Source organism: Phenylobacterium sp. (assembly GCF_030646615.1).
GTDB lineage: Bacteria > Pseudomonadota > Alphaproteobacteria > Caulobacterales > Caulobacteraceae > Phenylobacterium.
In genome coordinates this window covers 98,160-119,828 of sequence record NZ_JAUSLG010000074.1, presented here as the reverse complement: position 1 = coordinate 119,828, position 21,669 = coordinate 98,160, and the positions used below count along the sequence as shown (strand labels likewise).

Below are 21,669 nucleotides of genomic sequence, written 5' to 3'. Positions count from 1 at the left end.
CAACCCCAGAAACGCCTTCGCACAGGTCCTGCGCATGGCTCACCCCATCCCTTTGGAGGGGTGATCTAAACAGTGTTAGCTTACGATGTAAACGGGAAGCGTTCGAAGCGCGCTTTCATGGGGCCATTGATATCCATCGCCTCCCAACTAAGCTCTGCACATGATCGGTTTCGTCGCAGTCTGAAGTCGGCTCTCCGGAAGAGCCTCGCGCCACAGGTCCGTCGCCTGCGGCCGTGTTGGCGCTTGTCCGCCATCACCACCCCTCCTTCAGACCGGAAGAGCTATGACCTACACGATCGCAGCCGCCGCCGATCCCGGCGCAGCCTACATGCCCATCTGGGCGCCTCTGCTCGCCTTCAACCAGACCATCGCCAGCGAAGCGGAGGGTACGTCCTTCGCCCTGACGCTGAGTCATGACGGCGCCCCAGCAGTCGCTGGGGGCCTATGGGCGCTCGCGCTATGGGGGTCCTTTTATATCGGCCTCGTGGTTGTGCCAGAGCACGCTCGCGGACAGGGTTTCGGGCGGGAACTTATGAGGCAGGCTGAGGACGAAGCCCGACGGCTCACTTGCCGTCACATGTGGTTGGACACCTACGCCTTCCAGGCGCGGCCCTTCTACGAGCGGCTAGGATTTGAGGTGTTTGGGCAGTTGGACGGACCATCACCAATATTCCCACGCTACTTCATGCAGAAGCGGCTTGCCGTAGACTAGGTCCGACGGGTGGCGCCTCGACCGCCAGTCCGATGGCCACTCGCCTTAGGTGGGCCAGGCCAGCAGCGCGCTGCGTAGGCGCGTCGAGCGTAGGAAGAGTGTCGCAGGCTCAACCGGCTTGGGCGGAGACAATCCAGGTTGAGGCGCGCAACCCTGGACCGCCCGGCCCGTCCCGGGCGGCCAGAGCCTCCCTCAGGGCCGAGGTCGCCTCTGGGACGAGATGGGTATGCTCACGCAGGATGGCGCCGAGCGCACCGACCCGCGAACAGACCTCGACCATGGACTCCAGGTCTCCACTGCTGACAAGCGCGTCATGAGCATCGATCCTGATCGCTCTGAAGCCGGCCGCCCGCATGAGGTTCAATAGGTGGTCGGGATCGGAGAACGAGAACGGGGCGGCCTTCGGGGCCTGGGTCACAAGCTCATCCGGTAGATACGGCGCAGCGGCGCCTAGCGGGAAGCTATCGAGCTCGTTCTCCGACAGCGCTCTCCAGCAAACGAAACTCATCCGCCCCCCAGGACGCAACGCCTGCCTCAGATTGCTCAGGGCGTCCGCCGGCTTGGCGAAGAACATCATCCCAAACCGGGAGAAGATCGCATCGAATGCGCCTGGGGCGAGCGGGATTGTCTGTGCGTCGCCGCATTCGAACGAGACATTGGCCGGCAGGCCCTCTGTCCGCCTCGCCGCCTCGACGGCGGCGGGCAGAAGCTCCAATCCCACGACCCATCCGCTCGGCCCGACAGCCTGGGCGAGATCGATGGGCGTGCCGCCAACCCCGCAACCGACATCCAGGACGCGTTCGCCTTCGGCCAGCCCCAGAGTCTGCATGGCCGCTCGTCCCAGGGGAGACAGCTGTCGCTCAAGCGGCTCACGGATTTCGAGCCAGGCTCGTACCCGGGGATGAATGATGATTGGCGGTTCTGTGCCCACGACCAACCCTACGAGCGCTTACCGAAGATGTCGAAGTTCAACGCTGGCCCCCTTGAGCGGCGATGGCATATTCAGTAAATTGCCATCAATGCTGTCAATGTGAGTCTTAGCCATCATGGCCGCCGTGACCATTCGCAACCTTTCAGATGAGGCCCACCGCGCCTTGAAGGTGCGGGCTGCGCAGCATGGTCGCAGCACCGAGGCTGAGATGCGCGTCATACTAGAAGCGGCCGTGCGGCCGGCGAGCCGGGTTCGGCTTGGCACAGCGCTGGCCGAGATGAGCCGGAACATCGGGCTCACCAATGCAGATGTTGAAGCGCTCGACGAAACCCGCGACAGGACGCCTGCCGAACCCCTGCGGTTCGAATGATCCTGCTCGATACCAATGTCGTCTCGGAGGCGATGAAGCCTGAGCCGCATCCGGCAGTTCTTCGCTGGCTTGACGCACAGGCGGCCGAGACGCTGTTCATCTCCAGCGTCACCGTCGCCGAACTCCTATTCGGCGTCGGCGTGCTCCCGGCGGGAGCACGGAAGGACCGGCTGCATGCGGTGGTGGATGGCGTGCTGACCCTGTTTGCCGACCGCGTACTGCCTTTCGACATAAGGGCGGCGCAGCGCTACGCCGATCAGGCCGTCACGGCTCGTGTGGCCGGCAGGGGCTTTCCCACGCCAGATGGCTACATCGCCGCAATTGCTGCGGTGCACGGGTTCGCCGTAGCGTCCCGCGACGTGAGCGCGTTTATGGCCGGCGGCCTGAAGGTGATTGATCCCTGGCGCTTTGGCGAAGACATCCCCGCGACCTGAGCCTCAGCCCGCTCGCCCGATCCGCTTGATTTCCCAGTCGAGGGATACGCCCAGCTTGTCCGCCACATCGGCGCGCACCGCTTCGCCGAGGCCTTCCAGATCGGCCGCCGTGGCCTCGCCGGTGTTGATCATGAAGTTGACGTGGAGGGGGGAGAACATGGCGCCGCCGTGGGGCTTGCCGCGCCAGCCGGCCTCGTCCACCAGCTTCCAGGCCGAGTGGCCTGGCGGGTTCTTGAAGGTGGAGCCGCCGGTCTTTTCGCGGATCGGCTGGGTGGTCTCCCGCCGGGTGGTGATCTCGTCGATGCGGGTGGTGATGGCGGCGGGGTCGTCGGCCTGGCCCTCATAGACCGCCTCGATCCAGATGATGTCGGCGGGCGCCGCGCTATGGCGATAGGTGTAGCCGAAGTCGGCCAGGGCGAAGTCCCGACGGGCGCCCGTGCGGTCGATCCCCCAGGCGGAGACCAGCACGTCCTTGGTCTCGGCGCCATAGCAGCCGGCGTTCATGGTCAGGGCGCCGCCGATGGAGCCGGGGATGCCGGCATAGAATTCCAGGCCCGCCACGCCCGCCTTGGCCGCCGCGCGGGCGACCATGGCGTCCAGAGCCGCAGAGCCGGCGGTGACCTTCAGGCCCTCGACCGTGATCTGGCCAAAGGCCCGGCCGGCCAGGCGCACGACCACGCCCTCGACCCCGCCGTCCCGGACGATGACGTTGGAGCCGACCCCCAGGACGGTGACGGGGACCGCCGGGTCGAGGCCGCGCAGGAAGCTCGCCAGGTCGTCGCTGTCGGCCGGCAGGAACAGCACATCGGCGGCCCCGCCCACCCGGAACCAGGTGAAGGGCGAGAGCGACTCGTCCCGCAGCAGCTTGCCGCGCACAGCCGGCAGGCGATCACGCCAGGTCATGGGGCGGCGCTGCGCAAGGCGTCGAGTTCGCCCGGCAGGGCGTAGGCCCAGGTCGTAATGTCGCCGGCGCCGAGGCAGACTACCAGGTCGCCGTCCTTGGCCTCCTGCAGCACCAGGCGGGCCAGGTCTTTCGGGCCAGGCAGCGGCAGGGCGCGGCGATGGCCGTAGCGGCGCAGGCCATCCACCAGGGCCTCGCGGCTGGCGCCGGCCAGAGGCGTTTCGCCGGCCGCATAGACATCGGCCACGATCACCACGTCGGCGTCGCTGAAACAGGCGCAGAAGTCCTCAAACAGGTCCTTGAGCCGGGAATAGCGATGGGGCTGGACCACGGCCAGAACCCGGCCATTGGTCACCGCCCGCGCCGCCTTCAGCACCGAGCTGATCTCGACGGGATGGTGGCCATAGTCGTCGATCACCCGCACGCCGCCGGAGGTTCCGGTGGTGGTGAAGCGGCGCTTGACCCCGCCAAAGCCGGTGAGGCCGGCGCGGATCGCCTCGGCGTCCACCGACAGTTCGCGGGCCACGGCCACGGCGGCCAGGGCGTTCAGGACATTGTGCATGCCGGCCATGGGCATGTGCAGGTTGTCCATGCGGATCGGCTCGCCCTGCAGGGGGCGGATCACCACGTCGAAATGGGCGCCGTCGGGGCCCATGGAAATCTTCTCGGCGCGGACCTCGGCCTGGGGATTGACCCCATAGGTCACCAGCCGGCGGTTCTCGACCCGGGAGGTCAGGGCCAGCACCTCGGGATGGTCGGTGCAGACCGCCGCGAAGCCATAGAAGGGGATGTTCTCGATGAAGTCCTGAAAGGCCTTCTTCACCGCTTCGAAGTCGCCGTAGTGATCCAGGTGCTCGGGGTCGATATTGGTGACCACCGCGACGGTGGACTTCAGCTTCAGGAAGGTGCCGTCGCTCTCGTCGGCCTCGACGACGATCCAGTCCCCCTCGCCCACCTTGGCGTTGGTGCCATAGGCGTTGATGATCCCGCCATTGACCACCGTGGGATCAAGGCCGCCGGCGTCCAGCAGGGAGGCGATCATCGAGGTGGTGGTGGTCTTGCCATGCGTGCCGCCGACAGCCACCGAGAACTGCAGGCGCATCAGCTCGGCCAGCATCTCGGCCCGGCGCACCAGGGGCAGGCGCCGTTCCCGGGCCGCCTGCATCTCGGGATTGTCCTGCTTCACCGCCGTGGAATAGACCACCGCCGAGGCGCCTTCGACCTGACCGCCCTCGTGGCCGATGAAGATCTTGGCCCCCAGCTTCTCCAGGCGCTCGGTGTTGGCGCTGGCCTTGGAGTCCGAGCCCTGCACCGTATAGCCGATGCGCAGCATGATCTCGGCGATGCCGCTCATGCCGATGCCGCCGATCCCGATGAAGTGGACGGGACCGAGTTCGAAGGGGACGGGGCGGCGGTTCATGGGGCGGCGAGGCCTGTGGCTTGAGAAACGGGCCTAGCGGCCCTGGGCGGCGGTCTGTTCGACCAGGTCGGCCAGACGCTCGGCGGCGTCCGGCTTGGCGATGGACCGGGCGCCGGCGGCCATGCGGGCCAGGCGCTCGGGATTGGTCAGCAGCTTTTCCAGGGCGTTGGACATGGAATCCACCGTCAGCTGGTTCTCGCGGGCGATCACGGCGCCGCCAGCGTCGGCCATGACCTGGGCGTTCTGGCCCTGGTCGTCGTCCAGCGCGATGGCCAGGGGCACCAGGATCGAGGGCCGGCCGGCGATGGCGAACTCGCACACCGTGCCGGCGCCGGCGCGGCCGACCACCAGGTGGGCCTGGCGCAGGCGGGTGGCCATGTCGCGGAAGAACGGCGCGATCTCGGCCTCGACCATGGCGTCGGCATAGATGCGCCGGGCGCCGTCCATGGACTCCTTGCGGGTCTGTTGCTGGACCCGCAGGCGCACCCGCAGATCCTCCGGCAGGGCGCGGATGGCCTCGGGCATCAGCTCCGACAGCAGGCGCGCGCCCTGGCTGCCGCCGGTGACCAGCAGGCGCAATGTGCCGCCCTCCTCGGGCGGCAGATAGGGCTTGTCGGCCAGGTCGCGGATTTCCTGGCGCACAGGATTGCCCACCGCCACGGCCTTTTCCGCCACCTTGGGCGGGGCCTTCTGCAGGGTCGGGAAGGCGCAGGCGACGGCGGTCACATGGCTGGCCAGACGGCGATTGGCCCGGCCCATGACGGCGTTCTGCTCGTGGATCACGGTCGGCCGGCCCTGGGTGATCCCGGCCAACAGGCCAGGCACGGACGGATAGCCGCCGAAGCCCACCACCACGGCGGGGTCCAGGCGACGGAAGGCGGCCCGGGCCTGCATCACCCCCTGGATGATCGCCAGTCCCGCCTGGGCCATGCCGATGGGATCGCCGGACTTGAAGGTGCGGGCCGACAGGCCGATCCGCTGTTCGGCCGGAAAGTTCTCGGCGAAGGCGGCGACGCGCTCGTCCGAGGCGAGCACCACCCGCCAGCCGCGGGCGAGCAGCGTCTCTGCGAGGGCTTGGGCGGGAAAGAGATGGCCTCCGGTTCCCCCGGCGGCGACCACGGCGAGCTTACGCATGGCTTGCGTTTAGGCGAAGGCGCCGGCCTTGGCGAGCCCTTCGGACGGGGCGTAGGCGCCCGGCCGACGACGGGTCAGGGCCAAGGCCAGGCCGAGGGTGAGGCCCGAGGCGATCAGGGACGAGCCGCCATAGGACAGGAAGGGCAAGGTCATGCCCTTGGTGGGGATCAGGTTCAGGTTCACCGCCACATTGATGATCGCCTGCTGGCCCACCAGCACGAACAGGCCGGCCGCAGCCACCTGCTCGAAGGCGTTGCTGAGCTTCATCGCCTTGTAGAGGCCGCGGATGACGATCAGGGAAAACAGCGCCAGGATGATCAGGCTGAAGATCAGGCCGTATTCCTCGGCGCCCACCGAATAGATGAAGTCGTTGTGCAGGTCGGGCACGTGCCGCTTCATGACCCCTTCGCCAGGGCCCCGCCCGAACAGGCCCCCCGCCGCAATGGCCTCGGCCGCCCGGTCCACCTGGTGGGTGTCGGCGGCCTCGGGGCGGAAGAAGCGGTTCACCCGGTCGGCCACATGGGGGAAGACGAAATAGGTGCTGAACAGGCCGGCGATCGCCGTCCCCGCCAGCAGCATGACCCAGGACAGCGGCACGCCGGCCATCCAGAAGGCCGCCCCGAAGGCGATGGTGATCAGCACGGTCTGGCCGAGGTCCGGCTGCATCAGCAGCAGCGCCACGGCCAGCACATAGAGGCCAAAGGCGATGCTGACGCCGGGCACGCCCTGCCCCTTCTGGCCCTCGGAGAACATCCAGGCCACCAGGACGATCAGCGCCGGCTTCATGAATTCCGACGGCTGCAGGGTGAAGCCGGCGAACTGGACCCAGCGGGTGGCGCCCTTGGCGTTGTGGCCCAGGAACGGCAGGGCGATCATCAGCAGGATCGCGCCGACAAAGATGAAGAAGGCCGCCCGCCGCACCGACTTGATGTCGAGCATCGATGTGCCGACCAGCACCGCCGCGCCGATCACGGCGAACACGCATTGCCGGATGGCGAAATGGAAGGGGTCGCCGACATTCATCCGCGCCGCCGCCGCCGGACTGGCGGAGAAGGCCAGGAGGATGCCAAGGCCGATCAGGACGGCCACGGCGCCCAGCAGCCAGCGGTCGATGGTCCACCACCAGACGCCGATCGCCGAGCGGTCGCTGCGGGCGAAGGCGTGGGCCTGGTTGGGCCGGGCGGCGGGATCAGCCGCAGGATCGGCGGCGCTCATGCCCGGGCGCCCCGCTGCACAGGCGCCTCAAGGCCCTGGACTGCAAGACGGAAGGCGTCCCCGCGGGCTTCGAAATCAGCGAACTGGTCGAAGGAGGCGCAGGCCGGCGACAGCAGGACGACGGCGTCCTGTCCCGAGGCGGCGGCGTCGGCATAGGCCCGCTCGACGGCCCGCTCCAGGGTCCCGCACTCGGCCACGGGCGCCTTGCCGGTCAGGACATCGGCGAACACATGGGAGGCCTCGCCGATCAGATAGGCCTTTTCGATGCGGGGAAAGAGGTCGGCCAGACCTTCGATGCCGCCGGCCTTGGCCTGGCCGCCGGCGATCCAGTAGATCTTGGGATAGCTCGACATGGCCTGGCGGGCGGCGTCGGCGTTGGTGGCCTTGGAGTCGTTGACGAAGCGCACCCGGCCGACCTGGCCGACCGTCTCCATCCGGTGGGCGAGACCGGGGAAGGTCATCAGCCCCTCGGCCGCCTCTTCCGGCGTCAGGCCCAGGCCCCGGGCCGCGGCATAGGCCGCCGCGGCGTTCTGCCAGTTATGACGGCCCGGCAGGGAGCGGGCCCGCAGCAGGTCGGCGATCTCGACGGCCCGCTCACCGGTGGCGTCATAGAGCAGGCCCTGGAGCACATAGACGCCCCGGCCGATGGCCTTGCTGGACGAGATCGGCACGATGGTGCGGCGATTGGCGGCCACCACCTCGGTGCAGATGCGCTGACCATAGGGGTCGTCCACCCCGATGATGGCGGTGTCGCCCTTGCCCTGGTTCAACAGCACCCGGCGCTTGGCGGCCACATAGCCGTCCATGCCGCCATGGCGATCCAGGTGGTCAGGCGTGATGTTCAGCAGCAGGGAGACGTCGGGCTTCAGGCTCGAGGTCAGGTCGAGCTGATAGGACGACATCTCCAGCACATAGACCGCGCCGCCATGCATGTCCTCGAGGCCCAGCACGCCGACGCCGATATTGCCGCCCATGCGGGTGTCGCGGCCGGCGCTGGCGCAGATATGGGCGATGAGCGCCGTGGTGGTGGACTTGCCGTTGGTGCCGGTGATGGCCACGACCTTGGGCCGCTTATGCTCGGGCGCAGCGTTCACGGCCCGGGCGAAGAGCTCGATATCGCCGACGATCTCGACCCCGGCGGCCTTGGCGCGCTCGACGGTCCAGTGCGGCGCGGGGTGGGTCAGCGGCACGCCGGGCGACAGCAGCAGGGCCGAAAAGCCCCACCAGTCAGCGGAGTTCAGGTCAGTCAGTTCGAAGCCCTCGGCCAGGGCGGCTTCGCGGGCGGCGGGCCGGTCGTCCCACAGGGCCACCTGGGCCCCGCCGGCCTGCAGGGCGCGCGCCGCCGCAAGCCCCGTACGGGCCAGGCCGAACACAGCCACTGTCTTGCCTTCGAAACCGCGGACCGGGATCATGGTTTGCGCGCCAGCCTCCCTATCGCAGCTTCAGGGTCGCAAGACCCAGCAGGGCCAGCATGACCGCGACGATCCAGAACCGGATCACTACGGTGGACTCCGACCAGCCAAGCTTTTCGAAATGGTGGTGGATCGGCGCCATGCGGAAGACGCGGCGGCCGGTGAGCTTGAACGACGCCACCTGGATCATCACCGACAGGGTCTCCAGCACGAACAGGCCGCCGACGATGGCCAGGACGATCTCGTGCTTGGTGGCCACCGCCACGGCGCCCAGGGCGCCGCCCAGGGCCAGGGAGCCGGTGTCGCCCATGAAGATCTTGGCCGGCGGGGCGTTGTACCAGAGGAAGCCCAGGCCAGCGCCGATGATGGCGCCGCACAGCACGGCCACCTCCCCTACCCCCGGCACGAAATGGAGCTGCAGGTAGTTGGAGAACAGGTAGTTGCCGACGAGATAGGCGATCAGGCCAAAGGCCGCGGCGGCGATCATCACCGGCACGGTGGCCAGGCCGTCCAGGCCATCGGTGAAGTTCACCGCATTGGCCGCCCCCACAATCACCAGGGCCCCGAACACCAGATAGAACCAGCCCATGTCCAGCAGCAGTTGCTTGAAGATGGGGAAGGCCACCGAGGTCGGCAGTTCCGGCGACTCCGCCGTCCGGCCGCCATAGATGATCAGGATGGCCACGGCGGCGAGCGCGATGGCCACTTCGAGGATCAGGCGCACCCGGCTGGAGACCCCGGCCGTCGTCTGCTTGGTCACCTTGGCGTAGTCGTCGGTGAAGCCCAGGACGCCGTAGCTGGCGGTGACGAACAGCACCACCCAGACATAGATGTTGGAGAGATCGGCCCACAGCAGGGTGCCGACGATCAGCCCGGCCAGGATCATCACCCCGCCCATGGTCGGCGTGCCGGCCTTTTCGACGATGTGGCGCTCTATGCCGTCGGCGCGGATCGGCTGGCCCTTGCCCTGCTTGGCCTGCATCCAGCGGATGAAGCGCGAGCCCATGAGCATGACCACCAGCTGGGCTGTAAACAGCGCCATGCCAGTCCGGAACGTCAGATATTTCAGCAGGTTGAGCAGGGGCACGTGCCCCTCAGCCGACATCTGCGTGTAGAGCCAATAGAACATCAGCCCTGCCCCCCCAGCTCACGGCCAGCCTCGACGAGGGCGGCGGCGACCGCACCCGCTTTGGAACCGTTGGACCCTTTGACCATCACGATATCGCCGGGCTCTACGGCCTGGACGACCTGCGGCCCAATCTGGGCTGCGCTCTCGGCGTACCCGCCCCGACGAGTCGAAGGAAGGGCGTCCCAGAGGGATTTCATCAAGGGCCCGGCGCAGAAGACCAGGTCCACATCGGCCGCTTCCAGGGGCGCGGCCAGGGCGCGGTGGAAGGCCTCGGCCTCGGCCCCCAGCTCCAGCATGTCGGTCAGCGCGACGATCCGCCGCCCCTCAGGCTTGCGGGCGCCGAGGCTGGAAATCGCCGCGGCCATGGAGATCGGATTGGCGTTGTAGCTCTCGTCAATCAGGGTGAAGGCGCCGCCGGGAATCGCCACCTGGCGCTCGGCGCCGCGGCCGGCCAGGGGCTCGAAAGCCCCCAGGGCCGTGACGGCGTCCTCGAGCGTCACGTCCAGGGCCTCCAGCATCAACAGCACCGCCATGCTGTTCAGCCCCCAGTGGAAGCCGGTCTGCAGGATCGGGAAGTCCAGGGCCTGGCCGTTCAGAACCGCGCGCACCACAGCCTCGCCCGGGCCCGGATTGAAGGCCATCAGCCGCGCGTCGCAGCCCTCGGACGTGCCGAAGGTGCGGACCTGCGCCCCGGCCGCCAGGGCGGCGCTGCGCAGCTGGTCGAACCAGACATTGTCGGCGTTGAGGATGGCCACGCCGCCCGGCGCGATCCCGTCGAAGATCTCGGCCTTGGCGTGGGCCACCCCGGCCTCTCCGTCAGGGAAATTCTCCACATGCACCGGGCCGACCGTGGTGATCAGGGCCGCATGGGGCCGCACCATCTGCGACAGGGGCGTGATCTCGTCGGCGTGGTTCATGCCGATCTCGAACACTGCGCGCTCGGTGTCGCGGGGCATGCGGGCCAGGGTCAGCGGCACGCCGATATGGTTGTTGTAGGACTTCACCGACGAATGCGCCTTGCCGGCCATGGCGAGGCCGACGCGCACCGCCTGGGTGACGCTGGTCTTGCCGACCGAGCCGGTGATCGCCCCGCGGCGGGCCTGGGTCGCACGATCCCGAGCGGCGACGCCCAGGGCTTCGAGCGCCTGGAAGACATCGCCGACCACCACGGCCGGTCCGCCCTGGGGCGTCGACACCAGGGCGCCGGCCGCCCCCTGCGCCAGGGCCTTGGCGACGAAGCTGTGGCCATCCCGGGCGCCGGCCAGGGCGATGAACAGGTCGCCGGGCTCCACCGAGCGACTGTCGATGGACAGGCCAGTTAAGGCGAAGTCGCCGCCGATGATCTCGCCGCCCACGGCCTGGGCGATTTCCTGGGCGGTCCAGAGGGGCTCAGACATGCACGGCCTCCAGCGCCTGGGCGGTGACGGCCACGTCGTCGAAGAGATGGACGACCCCGGCGATGGTCTGGGTCTGCTCGTGGCCCTTGCCCGCCACCACCAGGACGTCGCCGTCCCGCAGCAGGGCGACGGCGGCGGCGATCGCTTCGCGGCGATCGCCGATGTCCTGGGCGTCGGGGGCGCCCGCGCGGACCTGGGCGCGGATCGCGGCAGGGTCTTCGCTGCGGGGATTGTCGTCGGTGACGATGGCGATGTCGGCGAACGTGGCGGCGGCCTGGCCCATCAGGGGGCGCTTGGCGGCGTCCCGATCGCCGCCGGCGCCGAAGACGGCGATCAGCCGGCCGCGGGTGTGCGGGCGCAAGGCCTTGAGCACCGTCTCCAGTCCATCGGGCGTATGGGCGTAGTCCACATAGGCCTCGCCGCCCCGGGGGCCGGCGCCGACGCGCTGCAGGCGGCCCGGCGCGCCCTCCAGGCGCTCCAGGGCGGCCAGAACCGTCTCGATGCTCTCGCCGGCCGCCAGGCAGAGACCCGCGGCGACCAGGGCGTTGGCCGCCTGGAAGGCGCCGGCCAGGGGCAGGCGCAGGTCATAGGTGCGGCCGTCATGGATCAGGCTCAGGCGCTGACCGTCCGGCTGCAGCTCGCGGCGGTCCAGGCGCAGGCTCTGGCCGCCCTCGCCCACCGAGAGGATGGCCTGGCCCGCCTGGATGGCGGCGGCGGCGAAGGCCGGGAAGGCCTCGGAGTCGGCATTGAGCACCGCCGTGGCGCCCCGTGGCAGCAGGGTTTCAAACAGGCGGAGCTTGGCGGCCTGATAGCTGGCCATGTCCCCGTGATAGTCGAGATGATCCTGGGTCAGGTTGAGGAAGCCCGCAGCCGTCAGCGCCACCCCATCCAGGCGACGCTGGTGGACGCCATGGGATGACGCTTCCAGCGCCAGGTGCGTCACGCCGAGGCCAGCCAGCCGGGACATCAGCTCGGCGACGTCGGCGGCGTCCGGGGTGGTCAGGCCCGACGGCGTCAGCTGTTCGTTCAGGCCAGGCCCGGTGGCCAGGACGCCGAGGGTGCCCATGCTGGCGGCCTTGCGGCCGGCGCTGGCGAAGATCTGGCGGCAGAAGGTGGCGACGGACGTCTTGCCGTTGGTCCCGGTCACCGCCACCACGACGGGGGGCTGGGCGCCCCAGAAGGCGGCGGCGGCCAGGGCGTAGGCGCGCCGGGGATCGGCGCTAGTCACCACCGGCACGTCCAGGCCGGAGAGGGCTTCGGCCGACAGGATGGCGACAGCGCCCGCAGCGACCGCCTGGGCGGCGAAGGCCGCGCCGTCGGCCTGGGCGCCTGGCAGGGCGGCGAACAGATAGCCCGGCCGAACCTTGCGGCTATCGGCGGTGACGCCGGTCACCTGCGGATCAATGGCCAGCTCACGCCGGACGAGATCGGAGAGACGCGCCATCAGAGATCACCTCCCGCGGCCGGCGTTTGGATCGAGGCCAGGCGGGGCTGGTTCTCCATCGGCCCCACATGGCGCGAGACGCCCAGGAACGGCGCGATCCGGGCGATGAGGGCGCCGGTGGCCGGCGCAGCCACCCAGCCGCCCGTGGAATAGCCGAAGGTCTCCGGCGTGCCGTGGGGCTCGTCCAGCAGGATCAGCACGAAATACCGATCGTTCTCCAGCGGCCCATCGGAGGGGAAGACGGCGGCGAAGGACGACACCTGGCGCTTCCCGTTGTAGCGGCGGATTTCGGGATCATACTTCTCGCCGGTGCCGGTCTTGCCGCCGACGCTCAGGCCCGGCGCATCGGCCTTGCCGCCGCTGCCGCCGGTCACATTGGCGCGCATGATCTGCAGCATCTGGGCCGAGGTGGTTTCCGACAGCACCTGTTTGGCGGGAGGCCGGAAGCCCGGCTCGCGCTTGTGGATGGTGAGCGGCACCAGCTTGCCGCCGTTCAGCAGGGGCAGCATGGCCCGGGTCAGGGCCAGCGGCGAGACGTTCATCCCGTGGCCGAAGGAGGTCGAGGCCACGGCGTCCTCGTTCCAGACCTTGGGCGTCAGGGGCGAGGCCGACTCCTTCAGCTCGATGGCCGCGGCCGTGGTCAGGCCAAGATCGGTGAAGTAGCGGCTCAGGCGTTCGGGCCCAACTCCCACGGCCAGCTTGGCGGTGCCGATGTTGGAGGAGTGCTGGAACACCTCCACGAGCGTCAGGATCTTCCGGGAGGCGTGATAGTCGTGGATGGTCCGGTAGCCCAGCTTGTAGGGCTCGCGGGCGTCGAAGGTGGACGCCATGGTGGCGACGCCGGCGTCCAGGCCGACGGCCACGGTGAAGGCCTTGAAGGTCGAGCCCATCTCGAAGACCGCCGAGGCGGCCCGGTTCAGGCGGGCCTCGGGCGAGGCCGAGCCGGGATTGTTGGGGTCGAAATCCGGATAGCTGGCCACGCCGAGCAGTTCGCCCGTATGGACATTGGCGACGATGCCGACGGCGCCGCGGGGGCCATAGGTCAGGGCGGCCTTGCGCAGCTCGTCCTCCAGCGCGCCCTGGACGCGCAGGTCGATGGACAGGGCCACCTCGCCGCCCGCGCCGGCCAGGTTGCGGATCTCGTCATTGAGGGCCAGCTCGGCGCCGGCCAGGCCCTGGCCGCCGGTGTCGGCGAAGCCGATCAGATGGGCGGCGGTGTTGTTCAGCGGATAGACGCGCTTCTGCTCGGGCTCGAAGGTGATCCCCGGCAGGCCCAGGCGATGGATGGCGGCCCGCTCCACCGGCGTCATGCCCCCGGTGAGGAAGGTGCGGCGATCTCCCGTCAGCGCCCGCTCAAGCCGCTCGTGGTCGACCGACGGCAGGGCGGCGCGCAGGGCCACGCGGGTGGCGGCCACATCCCAGACCTCAGAGGGGTCGATGTAGAGTCCGTAGTGCGGCAGGTCGGCGGCCAGCAGGCGGCCGTGACGGTCGACGATGTCGGCCCGGGCCTGGGGCGAGATCCAGCCGGCGGCGCCGCCGCGGGCGGCGTCGGCAAACAGCGCGGCTTGGGTCGCGCCGATGGCCAGGGCGACGAATCCCAGGGAAAACAGAGCCATGACGAAGAAGATGCGGATGCGGGCATCGTCTTCAGCCCGGCCCGAAGCGCGGGCCCGCTCGAAGGCGTGCTCAAGACGCCAGAGACCGGCCCCCAGCCAGCGGAGGCCGAAGGGGAAACGCCGCTGGAGAACGCCGCTGCCAAGGCTCATGGGCGCGACACCTTTGGAAGGGCGACGATGGCCAGGGTGTCGGGCGTCGTCTCCTGATCCACGGTGACCGGCGCCATCTCCAGATAGGCGGTCGAGAGGCGCTCGATCCGCGAGGGCTGCTCCAGATGGGCGACCTCGGCCTCCAGCAGGCGGATCCGGGCGGTTTCAGAGCTGATTTCGCGTTCGACCCGGGCGATCTGCGCCCGCTCGCGACTGGCCATGGTCTTGGCCAGGTAGACGCTCATGATCAGGAGGACGAGGAGGCCCAGGGCCACCACGTCGATCAGGCGAAAGCCGCGGACGCGACGGGTGAAGACGCTCATGCGGCCACCTTCCAGACGGGGGCCTCGGTGCGGACAGCGGCGCGCAGCTTGGCCGACCGGGCGCGGGGATTGGCGTCCAGTTCCAGCTGGCCGGAGGTCCGGGCGCCGTTGAAGGCGAGCTCGAAGCTGGGCTGGCGGGGATCCTGCTGCTGCGGCAGATGGCGCGAGCCGGCCGGCGTGCGGCCGGCGCGCTCGCCCAGGAAGGCCTTCACGATGCGGTCCTCCAGGGAATGGAAGGTGACGACGGCCAGCCGGCCGCCCGGCTTCAGCACCCGCTCGGCGGCCAAAAGGCCCGCCTCAAGCTCGGCCAGTTCGTCGTTCACGGCGATGCGCAGGGCCTGGAAGGAGCGGGTGGCCGGATGGGCCTTGGCGCCGCGACGGCCGCCCAGGACACCTTCGATGAAGTCGGCCAGTTCGCCGGTGCGGGTGAACGGTTGCTGGACCCGGCGGCGCGCAATGGCGCCGGCGATCCGGCGGGACTTCTTCTCCTCGCCATAGACGAAAAGGATGCGGGCCAGGTCTTCCGGCTCGGCGGTGTTGACCAGATCGGCGGCGGTTTCGCCCTGGTCGCCCATGCGCATGTCCAGGGGGCCGTCGCGCATGAAGGAGAAGCCGCGCTCGGCCTCGTCCAGCTGCATGGACGAGACGCCCAGGTCCAGGGCCACGCCGTCGGCGCCGCCCTCCCCGAGGATGTCGTCCATCTCCGAAAACCGCGCGCAGACCAGGGTGAAGGCCTCAGCCGGCAGGTCGGCGGCGAAACGGGCGGCGGTGGGGTCGCGATCGAAGGCGGTGACCTTGGCGCCAGCCGCCAGGAAGGCGCGGGCATAGCCGCCGGCCCCGAAGGTGCCGTCGACCACCACATCGCCAGGCGCGATGGCCAGGGCCTCGACCACCTCATTCAGTAGAACGGGAAGATGCGGCGCGCTCATGAGGCCACCCCCAGGCGGGCGGCGCGCTGGTCGGCGCGCATCTTGGCAAGCCCTTCCCGGGCCAGTTCGCGTTGAGCGGCGCGATGGGCCTGGAAGGCTTCGCGCTCCCAGATCTGGAAACGATCGCCCAGGCCGACGATGACCACCCAGTCGGTCAGGCCAAACAGATCACACAGGGTTTCGGGCAGGGTCACCCGGCCGGCGGTGTCGAAGGACAGGCGCGCCATGCCGCCGAGCACCGAGACCTCCAGCGCCGAGCGCAGGGGATCGCCGAACTCAAGCTCTTCGATCAGGCCGTTGTAGCGGTCGAACAGGGCCTTGCCGCCGCCTTCGATGCAGTCGGCCTCGATGGAGGGAAAGCAGACGACGCCGTCCAAAGGCCCCGAGACGAGCGCGCGGAACTCCTGCGGCACCACGAGGCGCCGCTTGGCATCCAGCTGTTTCTCGAAGGTCGAGACAAACATTCGCGCTCGACACCCTCTCCCGCGACCGCCGCCGGTCGCCATCCCCACCAACCCGCGCCCAGGTCGCACGGGGTTCGCCAGCCTCAGCGAACAGGAATTGGGTTAACATGGGATGGATTGGGTCGCAATGACTCTAGCGCCCAGAATCCCCAGAATACAAAGATGTCGCAGCTTTATTATGGTTAACGCATGTAAACACTCCACAGAACATACATGGAACATGTTAAGTATACTTGGGACTGAACGCTTGGCTGGGGATGGGAGAGCGGATCAGACGGCCTATAAGCCGGGTTCTGTGCCACCCGGGCCCAGGGCGAACCCTGGAGCCGGATGCGGCGACCATTCCTCTGGACCGGCCCTTGCGGGACGGTTCTCGCGACCAACCCGGACGCCTCAGGCCAACGACGGCCCTACCGGCTTGCGCCGGCGCGGAATCCCTATTCGGTCTTGCTCCTGGCGGGGCTTGCCGTGCCGTCGACGTCGCCGCCAACGCGGTGCGCTCTTACCGCACCCTTTCACCCTTACCTCTCCGGAGAGAGGCGGTTTGCTTTCTGTGGCGCTTTCCCTGGGGTCGCCCCCGGCGGGCGTTACCCGCCGCCATGTCGTCGTGGAGCCCGGACTTTCCTCGACCGCCGAAGCGGCCGCGGCCGCCCAGCCGTCTGATCCGCGGCGATCAGTGGGCGCACCGCCGGCCGCGGTCAAGGGTGTCAGTCGGTGGGACTGGGTCCCATCGCCTGGGCGATCGGGCGATCCCCCAGGGCCGCGGCGACCCGAGCCCGCTCATCGGCCGCCTTGTTCTGCGAGAGCTTGAACGTGCCCTCCAGGCGGTGGGGCCGCAGGCGGAAGCCCTGGATGCCGGCCAGCATCGCCTCGAAACGTCCTGGGGACATCTTGTGGCGCGTCCAGGGGATCTTGGGCGCGAGCCTGGCTTCTTCCTGGGCCGAAAGGTCGTCCAGCAGCGCCACGAGCGCGGCCTCATCCAGGGGCGTCACCCCGCCCTCGGCCTCGACGGTGAGGTAGTTCCAGGTCGGGACCTGATCGGCCTGCGCGTACCAGTCGGGGCTCACATAGGCGTCAGGACCCTGGGAAACCGCCAGCGCCGCGGCGCCCCCGCCGAAAGCCGCCGTCAGAGCGTTGTGGCGCGACAGGTGGAAGTCCAGGACGACCCCCTCCCCGTCCTGGCGCACGATCACCGGGGCATGGGCCACCCGTAGCCCGGCTTCGCAGACGGCGAACAGGGCCATCAGGGGATGGGCCGCGAGATGGGCGAGAACCACATCGGCGTCCCCCGCCCGGAAGGGCGCGGCCGGATGCATCAGGCCTGGGCCCGCAGGAGCGCGATCAGCCGGGCGCGGGTTTCGCCATCGGCGATCCCGTCCACCTGATGGGGCCGCCAGTGGCGCTGGAAGGCGCTGACCACGGTGGTGGTGGCGCTGTCGAACTGTCCGGACGGCGGGCACTCATAACCCAGGCGTGTCAGCCCGGCCTGGAAGGCGAACACCCCGGCTCCTTCTGCGCCTTCGGCCAGCGGGGCGCCCGGCGCAGGGTCGGGCTCCACCCACAGGCCGTGGCCGGCCTCGGCCAGCGCCTTCCAGGGGAAGAGCTCGCCCGGATCGATCTTGCGGGCGGGCGCCACGTCGGAATGGGCGATGATGTCGCCGTCGGCGATCATCCAGCGGGTGCGGATGTCGGCGGTCAGCGCGATGACGGCGGCGATCTGGGCGTCCGGATACGGCCGGTAGCCGAACTCGTGGCCCGGATTGACGATCTCGATGCCGATAGAGCGGCCATTGATGTCGCGTTCGCCCTTCCAGAACGAGACCCCGGCATGCCAGGCCCGGCGCTCCTCGGCCACCAGGGTGAAGATGCGGCCGTCTTCCTCCACCACATAGTGGGAGCTCACCTTGGCCTCGGGGTCGCGCAGGCGGGCGATGGCGGCCTCGCCGCTTTCCATCCCCGTATAGTGCATGACGAGAATGTCCGGCGGGCCGGGCCGTTCGTTGAAGTTGGGCGACGGGGCGGGAATGATGTCCATGGCCCTATTCGGCGCGATTTCGCCAGGCGAGCAAGAGGGGGGCCACCTGATTGGGCCTCAGGGCGATGATCAGGACGCCCGCCAGGGCCACCGCCGTGCCGATGGCCATCTTCGGCCCGAACGGGTCGCTCATGATCAGGACGCCCAGCGCGATGGTGGCGAGCGGGGTCATCAGGGTCAGGGGGGAGATCAGATTGGCCTCATAGCGCTGGATCAGGCCGTAATAGGCGGTGTGGGCGACGACCGAGACGACCACAGCGGAGAACACCACCGCCGCCACGAACGGCCACCCGGCCGCAAAGCCGGCCGTAACCTGCCCCGGCTCCAGCCAAAGGGAGAGAAATGCCAGGGGCCAGAAGGAGGCGAAGCCCACCCAGGCCTGGAACTGCAGGGGCCGCACCCCGCCCATCTGCTTCATCATCACGGCGCCGAGCGAACCCAGGAAGGCGGCGGCGACGACGAACAGCAGGCCGGTGGAGACCACGAAGCCGCCCGGATCCCACATGACCACCAGGGCGCCAGCCAGGGTGAGCGAAATGCCGATGCCGCGGCGCCAGCGCACCCGCTCCCCCAGCATGACCATGGACAGCACGGTGGTGATCGGCACCCCCACCTGGATGACCACCGCGGCGGCCGAAGCCGTGGCCGTCTGCAGGCCGATGAACAGCAGGGCGAAGTTGCCACCCCCCATCAGCAGGGCCACCACCAGCAGCCGCCAGCGCGGACGCGGCATGGGCAGCAGCCAAGGCAGGGTGATCAGCGCCACGAGGGCGAAGCGCACGGCGGCGTAGAACAGGGGCGGTACGGCCAGATCGGCCACCACGAATTTCGAGATGATGTTGTTGGTCGCCCAGACCAGACAGACGAGGACGATCAGGGCGAAATCACGCAGGGCCATGGCTGGCCTTAAGCCTGCTTCCCAGGCGCAAGGCAAGGCGAATGCGCGCCGCCCGGCGGCGAACCGGGCGGCGCAGTCGTTTCAGCCTCAGGCCGCCTTGCCGAAGGACAGGGCCTCATAGCGGGCCAGGTGATGGTCGGTGGAGCCGAAGACCCCCTCGATCATCGTGGCGCGCTTGAAGTAGTGGCCGATGGCCATCTCGTCAGTGATCGCCATGCCGCCATGCAGCTGGACGGCGTTCTGGCCGACGAAGCGGCAGGCCTTGCCGATCTGGACCTTGGCCGCCGAGACCGCCTGGGCGCGGGCCTGGGCCTCTTCCGACAGCCGGATCGTGGCCATGTAGGTCATGGAGATCGACTGTTCGAGCTGGATGAACATTTCGACCATCCGGTGCTGCAGCACCTGGAAGGACGAGATCGGGACCCCGAACTGTTTGCGGGTGCGGGTGTATTCCACCGTGCCTTCCTGCAGCCGGCGCAGCACGCCACAGGCCTCGGCGCAGGTGGCGGCGATGGCCTCGTCCATGACCTTCTCGACCAGGGGAAGGCCATTGCCCTCCGCGCCGATCAGGGCGTCGACGCCGACGGAGACGTTTTCGAAGGTGACTTCAGAGGCCCGCTGGCCATCCACGGTGGGATAGTCCCGCGTGGTGACGCCCTTGGCGTTCTTGTCCACCAGGAAGACCGAGACCCCCTGCGCATCGCGCTGGCCGCCGCCGGTGCGGGCGGTGACGATCAGGTGGGTGGCCCACGGGGCGCCGATCACGACCGCCTTCTGGCCGTTGATCACATAGCCCGTGCCGTCCTTGGTCGCGGTGGTCTTCAGGTCCTGCCAGGTGTAGCGGGCCTGGGGCTCGGCATAGGCGAAGGCGAAGATGGCGTCGCCGGCGATGATCTTCTCGATCAGGTCCGGGGCCGCGCCATGACCGGAATGCTTCAGGAAACCACCGCCGATGACCACCGTGCCCATATAGGGCTCGACGACCAGGGCTTTGCCGAACTCCTCCATGACGACCATGTTGTCCACCGGGCCGCCGCCCAGGCCGCCCAGCTCCTCGGAGAAGGGCGCGCCGAGAATGCCGAGTTCCTCGGCGAAGGCCTTCCAGACCTCCGGCCGCCACCCGGCCTCGCTCTTGATCGCCGCCCGGCGGGCGTCGAAGGCGTAGTGGTCAGCCAGATAGCTCGCGACCGTGTCGCGCAGCATCGACTGTTCGTCTGTGAAGCTGAAGTCCATCCAATGATCTCCTGATCAGAGCCCCTCCCCCTTGCGGGGAGGGGTTGGGGCGCTGCGGCCGATGAGGGAACCGCCCTCGTCCTTCGAGGCCCCTGCGGGGCGCCTCAGGATGAGGGCGTACTGGCCCGCCTGCTCCACCTCAGCCTGAGGTGCGAGCGGAGCGAGCCTCGAAGGATCTGCGCCGGTTGCGGCTCAGAGACCCAGCACCATCTTGGCGATGATGTTGCGCTGGATCTCGTTGGAGCCGCCGTAGATCGACGTCTTGCGGCCGTTGAAGTACTCGCCGGCCACGCCCTGGGCGTAGTCGGGGCCGATATTGGCGTTGTGGCCGAGGTCGCGAAGGAAGGGCGCGCCGTAATGGCCGGCGGCCTCCAGGGCCAGTTCTTGCAGGCGTTGCTGGATCTCGGTGCCCTTGATCTTGAGGATCGAGGATTCCGGGCCAGGCCCCTTGCCGCTGGACTCGCCGGCCAGGGTGCGAAGTTCTGTAAACTCCAGCGCCGTCAGGTCGATCTCCAGCTCGGCCAGCTTGCGCTTGAAGAAGGTGTCCGACAGCAGCGGACCGCCCAGGTCGCTCTGCTCGGTCCCGGCCATCTCCCGCAGGCGTTCCAGGCCCCGCTTGGAGCGGGCGACGCCGGCGATGCCGGAACGTTCGTGGGCCAGCAGGGCCTTGGCGCAGGTCCAGCCCTGGTTCTCGTGGAAGATCCGGTTCTCCACCGGCACCTTCACATTGTCGAGGAAGACGTCGTTGACCTCGTGGCCGCCCTCCAGGGTGATGATCGGACGGACTTCGATGCCGGGGCTCTTCATGTCGATCAGCAGGAAGCTGATGCCGGCCTGCGGCTTCACGTCCGGATCGGTCTTCACCAGGAAGAAGCCCCAGTCGGCGAACTGGCCGAGCGTCGTCCAGGTCTTCTGGCCGTTGACGATGGAGTACTCCTTGCCGTCGTCGCCCTTCACCCGCTCGGCGCGGGTCTTGAGGGAGGCCAGGTCGGAGCCGGCGCCGGGCTCGGAATAGCCCTGACACCACCACACTTCGCCATTGTAGATGCCGGGCAGGAACTGCTTCTTCTGCTCCTCGGTGCCGAAGGTGTAGATCACCGGGGCCAGCATGCTGACGCCGAACGGCAACACCGCGATGGTGTCGGCCCGGGCCTGTTCTTCAGACCAGATATACTTCTGGGTCGGCGTCCAGTCGGTCCCGCCGAATTCCTTCGGCCACGACGGGGCGACCCAGCCCTTCTTGGCCAGCACCTTGTGCCAGGCCAGATAGTCGTCCTTGGCCAGCGGTTCGCCGCTGTCCTGCTTGGCGCGCAGGTCCTTGGGGTAATTCTCGGCGATGAAGGCGCGGACCTCTTCGCGGAAGGCGGCGTCTTCTGGGGAGAAATCGAGATTCATGGGGCGCTCCGTGGCTGCTCCTGGGCGTGCGGACGTCGGGCCCGCTCAGGCGCGGACCATAGGCTTCCCGCCCTCAAGAGAAAAGATGACGCTAACGTCAACGGAAGAGGAATTCCGGTGGACGGCA

The 21,669-nt window shown here is 68.8% G+C and carries 21 protein-coding genes and 1 other RNA gene; 3 read left to right on the top strand and 19 right to left on the bottom strand.

Annotation, left to right across the window (positions count from 1 at the left end; all coding sequences use genetic code 11):
* Positions 1–283 precede the first annotated feature (283 nt).
* Positions 284–712, top strand: coding sequence for a GNAT family N-acetyltransferase (locus Q7S93_RS13985; RefSeq protein ID WP_304714521.1), 429 nt, complete (start codon positions 284–286; stop codon positions 710–712).
* 109 nt (positions 713–821) lie between these two features.
* On the opposite strand, the gene Q7S93_RS13980 is transcribed toward Q7S93_RS13985, so the two are convergent.
* The gene (locus Q7S93_RS13980) at positions 822–1,541 is read right to left on the bottom strand and encodes a class I SAM-dependent methyltransferase (protein WP_304714520.1); all 720 of its coding nucleotides are present in this window, start codon (positions 1,539–1,541) and stop codon (positions 822–824) included.
* A 217-nt stretch (positions 1,542–1,758) separates the two neighbouring features.
* Here Q7S93_RS13980 and Q7S93_RS13975 point away from each other — a divergent pair, with 217 nt between their 5' ends.
* Positions 1,759–2,013 carry a FitA-like ribbon-helix-helix domain-containing protein gene (locus Q7S93_RS13975; RefSeq protein WP_304714519.1) on the top strand — a complete coding sequence of 85 codons (255 nt, stop codon included), beginning with the start codon at positions 1,759–1,761 and terminating at the stop codon, positions 2,011–2,013.
* Complete coding sequence (locus tag Q7S93_RS13970) at positions 2,010–2,447, top strand: type II toxin-antitoxin system VapC family toxin (RefSeq protein ID WP_304714518.1); 438 nt, start codon at positions 2,010–2,012, stop codon at positions 2,445–2,447. Before Q7S93_RS13975 ends, Q7S93_RS13970 begins: the two co-directional genes overlap by 4 nt.
* A 3-nt stretch (positions 2,448–2,450) precedes the next feature.
* On the opposite strand, the gene murB is transcribed toward Q7S93_RS13970, so the two are convergent.
* From murB to Q7S93_RS13880, 18 genes are all read right to left on the bottom strand, one after another.
* Positions 2,451–3,350, bottom strand: a complete 900-nt coding sequence (murB, locus tag Q7S93_RS13965; RefSeq protein ID WP_304714517.1) for a UDP-N-acetylmuramate dehydrogenase — start codon at positions 3,348–3,350, stop codon at positions 2,451–2,453.
* Positions 3,347–4,768 carry a UDP-N-acetylmuramate--L-alanine ligase gene (gene murC / locus Q7S93_RS13960; protein WP_304714516.1) on the bottom strand — a complete coding sequence of 474 codons (1,422 nt, stop codon included), beginning with the start codon at positions 4,766–4,768 and terminating at the stop codon, positions 3,347–3,349. Before murC ends, murB begins: the two co-directional genes overlap by 4 nt.
* A gap of 33 nt (positions 4,769–4,801) precedes the next feature.
* Entirely contained in the window at positions 4,802–5,902 is a 1,101-nt protein-coding gene (gene murG / locus Q7S93_RS13955) for an undecaprenyldiphospho-muramoylpentapeptide beta-N-acetylglucosaminyltransferase (RefSeq protein WP_304714515.1), read from the bottom strand.
* A gap of 9 nt (positions 5,903–5,911) precedes the next feature.
* Positions 5,912–7,117: a putative lipid II flippase FtsW gene (ftsW, locus tag Q7S93_RS13950; protein WP_304714514.1), complete on the bottom strand. Its 1,206-nt coding sequence runs from the start codon at positions 7,115–7,117 to the stop codon at positions 5,912–5,914.
* Positions 7,114–8,529: a UDP-N-acetylmuramoyl-L-alanine--D-glutamate ligase gene (gene murD / locus Q7S93_RS13945; RefSeq protein WP_304714513.1), complete on the bottom strand. Its 1,416-nt coding sequence runs from the start codon at positions 8,527–8,529 to the stop codon at positions 7,114–7,116. Before murD ends, ftsW begins: the two co-directional genes overlap by 4 nt.
* Positions 8,530–8,548: 19 nt before the next feature.
* Entirely contained in the window at positions 8,549–9,658 is a 1,110-nt protein-coding gene (mraY, locus tag Q7S93_RS13940; protein WP_304714512.1) for a phospho-N-acetylmuramoyl-pentapeptide-transferase, read from the bottom strand.
* Positions 9,658–11,055: a UDP-N-acetylmuramoyl-tripeptide--D-alanyl-D-alanine ligase gene (locus tag Q7S93_RS13935; protein ID WP_304714511.1), complete on the bottom strand. Its 1,398-nt coding sequence runs from the start codon at positions 11,053–11,055 to the stop codon at positions 9,658–9,660. Before Q7S93_RS13935 ends, mraY begins: the two co-directional genes overlap by 1 nt.
* Positions 11,048–12,502 (bottom strand): UDP-N-acetylmuramoyl-L-alanyl-D-glutamate--2,6-diaminopimelate ligase, encoded by a 1,455-nt coding sequence (locus tag Q7S93_RS13930; RefSeq protein WP_304714533.1) that lies wholly within the window; start codon positions 12,500–12,502, stop codon positions 11,048–11,050. Before Q7S93_RS13930 ends, Q7S93_RS13935 begins: the two co-directional genes overlap by 8 nt.
* The gene (locus Q7S93_RS13925) at positions 12,499–14,265 is read right to left on the bottom strand and encodes a peptidoglycan D,D-transpeptidase FtsI family protein (RefSeq protein WP_304714510.1); all 1,767 of its coding nucleotides are present in this window, start codon (positions 14,263–14,265) and stop codon (positions 12,499–12,501) included. The genes Q7S93_RS13930 and Q7S93_RS13925 overlap by 4 nt, the downstream gene beginning before the upstream one ends.
* Complete coding sequence (gene ftsL, locus Q7S93_RS13920; protein WP_304714509.1) at positions 14,262–14,588, bottom strand: cell division protein FtsL; 327 nt, start codon at positions 14,586–14,588, stop codon at positions 14,262–14,264. The genes Q7S93_RS13925 and ftsL overlap by 4 nt, the downstream gene beginning before the upstream one ends.
* On the bottom strand, positions 14,585–15,517 hold the full coding sequence (gene rsmH, locus Q7S93_RS13915; protein WP_304714508.1) for a 16S rRNA (cytosine(1402)-N(4))-methyltransferase RsmH: 933 nt from the start codon (positions 15,515–15,517) through the stop codon (positions 14,585–14,587). The genes ftsL and rsmH overlap by 4 nt, the downstream gene beginning before the upstream one ends.
* A complete protein-coding gene (locus Q7S93_RS13910; RefSeq protein ID WP_304714507.1) occupies positions 15,514–15,981 on the bottom strand; it encodes a division/cell wall cluster transcriptional repressor MraZ in 468 nt (155 codons plus the stop codon). The genes rsmH and Q7S93_RS13910 overlap by 4 nt, the downstream gene beginning before the upstream one ends.
* Before the next feature lie 266 nt (positions 15,982–16,247).
* Positions 16,248–16,644, bottom strand: an RNA gene (gene rnpB, locus Q7S93_RS13905) — RNase P RNA component class A.
* A 44-nt stretch (positions 16,645–16,688) separates the two neighbouring features.
* Positions 16,689–17,297 carry an FMN-binding negative transcriptional regulator gene (locus tag Q7S93_RS13900; RefSeq protein ID WP_304714505.1) on the bottom strand — a complete coding sequence of 203 codons (609 nt, stop codon included), beginning with the start codon at positions 17,295–17,297 and terminating at the stop codon, positions 16,689–16,691.
* Positions 17,297–18,016 (bottom strand): N-acetylmuramoyl-L-alanine amidase, encoded by a 720-nt coding sequence (locus tag Q7S93_RS13895; protein ID WP_304714504.1) that lies wholly within the window; start codon positions 18,014–18,016, stop codon positions 17,297–17,299. The genes Q7S93_RS13900 and Q7S93_RS13895 overlap by 1 nt, the downstream gene beginning before the upstream one ends.
* Before the next feature lie 4 nt (positions 18,017–18,020).
* Complete coding sequence (locus Q7S93_RS13890) at positions 18,021–18,914, bottom strand: DMT family transporter (protein ID WP_304714503.1); 894 nt, start codon at positions 18,912–18,914, stop codon at positions 18,021–18,023.
* An 87-nt stretch (positions 18,915–19,001) separates the two neighbouring features.
* Positions 19,002–20,147 carry an acyl-CoA dehydrogenase family protein gene (locus Q7S93_RS13885; RefSeq protein ID WP_304714502.1) on the bottom strand — a complete coding sequence of 382 codons (1,146 nt, stop codon included), beginning with the start codon at positions 20,145–20,147 and terminating at the stop codon, positions 19,002–19,004.
* Between the two features lie 192 nt (positions 20,148–20,339).
* A complete protein-coding gene (locus Q7S93_RS13880; protein WP_304714501.1) occupies positions 20,340–21,542 on the bottom strand; it encodes an acyl-CoA dehydrogenase family protein in 1,203 nt (400 codons plus the stop codon).
* Between the last annotated feature and the right edge of the window lie 127 nt (positions 21,543–21,669).

Coding starts and splice junctions, on each gene's coding strand:
- murB (WP_304714517.1), bottom strand. CDS start 3,350: ATGACCTGGCGTGATCGCCTGCCGGCTGTGCGCGGCAAGCTGCTGCGG.
- Q7S93_RS13910 (WP_304714507.1), bottom strand. CDS start 15,981: ATGTTTGTCTCGACCTTCGAGAAACAGCTGGATGCCAAGCGGCGCCTC.
- Q7S93_RS13985 (WP_304714521.1), top strand. CDS start 284: ATGACCTACACGATCGCAGCCGCCGCCGATCCCGGCGCAGCCTACATG.
- Q7S93_RS13980 (WP_304714520.1), bottom strand. CDS start 1,541: ATGCAGACTCTGGGGCTGGCCGAAGGCGAACGCGTCCTGGATGTCGGT.
- mraY (WP_304714512.1), bottom strand. CDS start 9,658: ATGTTCTATTGGCTCTACACGCAGATGTCGGCTGAGGGGCACGTGCCC.
- Q7S93_RS13880 (WP_304714501.1), bottom strand. CDS start 21,542: ATGAATCTCGATTTCTCCCCAGAAGACGCCGCCTTCCGCGAAGAGGTC.
- rsmH (WP_304714508.1), bottom strand. CDS start 15,517: ATGAGCGCGCCGCATCTTCCCGTTCTACTGAATGAGGTGGTCGAGGCC.
- Q7S93_RS13900 (WP_304714505.1), bottom strand. CDS start 17,297: ATGCATCCGGCCGCGCCCTTCCGGGCGGGGGACGCCGATGTGGTTCTC.
- murD (WP_304714513.1), bottom strand. CDS start 8,529: ATGATCCCGGTCCGCGGTTTCGAAGGCAAGACAGTGGCTGTGTTCGGC.
- Q7S93_RS13895 (WP_304714504.1), bottom strand. CDS start 18,016: ATGGACATCATTCCCGCCCCGTCGCCCAACTTCAACGAACGGCCCGGC.
- ftsL (WP_304714509.1), bottom strand. CDS start 14,588: ATGAGCGTCTTCACCCGTCGCGTCCGCGGCTTTCGCCTGATCGACGTG.
- Q7S93_RS13935 (WP_304714511.1), bottom strand. CDS start 11,055: ATGTCTGAGCCCCTCTGGACCGCCCAGGAAATCGCCCAGGCCGTGGGC.
- Q7S93_RS13885 (WP_304714502.1), bottom strand. CDS start 20,147: ATGGACTTCAGCTTCACAGACGAACAGTCGATGCTGCGCGACACGGTC.
- ftsW (WP_304714514.1), bottom strand. CDS start 7,117: ATGAGCGCCGCCGATCCTGCGGCTGATCCCGCCGCCCGGCCCAACCAG.
- Q7S93_RS13890 (WP_304714503.1), bottom strand. CDS start 18,914: ATGGCCCTGCGTGATTTCGCCCTGATCGTCCTCGTCTGTCTGGTCTGG.
- Q7S93_RS13975 (WP_304714519.1), top strand. CDS start 1,759: ATGGCCGCCGTGACCATTCGCAACCTTTCAGATGAGGCCCACCGCGCC.
- Q7S93_RS13925 (WP_304714510.1), bottom strand. CDS start 14,265: ATGAGCCTTGGCAGCGGCGTTCTCCAGCGGCGTTTCCCCTTCGGCCTC.
- Q7S93_RS13970 (WP_304714518.1), top strand. CDS start 2,010: ATGATCCTGCTCGATACCAATGTCGTCTCGGAGGCGATGAAGCCTGAG.
- murG (WP_304714515.1), bottom strand. CDS start 5,902: ATGCGTAAGCTCGCCGTGGTCGCCGCCGGGGGAACCGGAGGCCATCTC.
- murC (WP_304714516.1), bottom strand. CDS start 4,768: ATGAACCGCCGCCCCGTCCCCTTCGAACTCGGTCCCGTCCACTTCATC.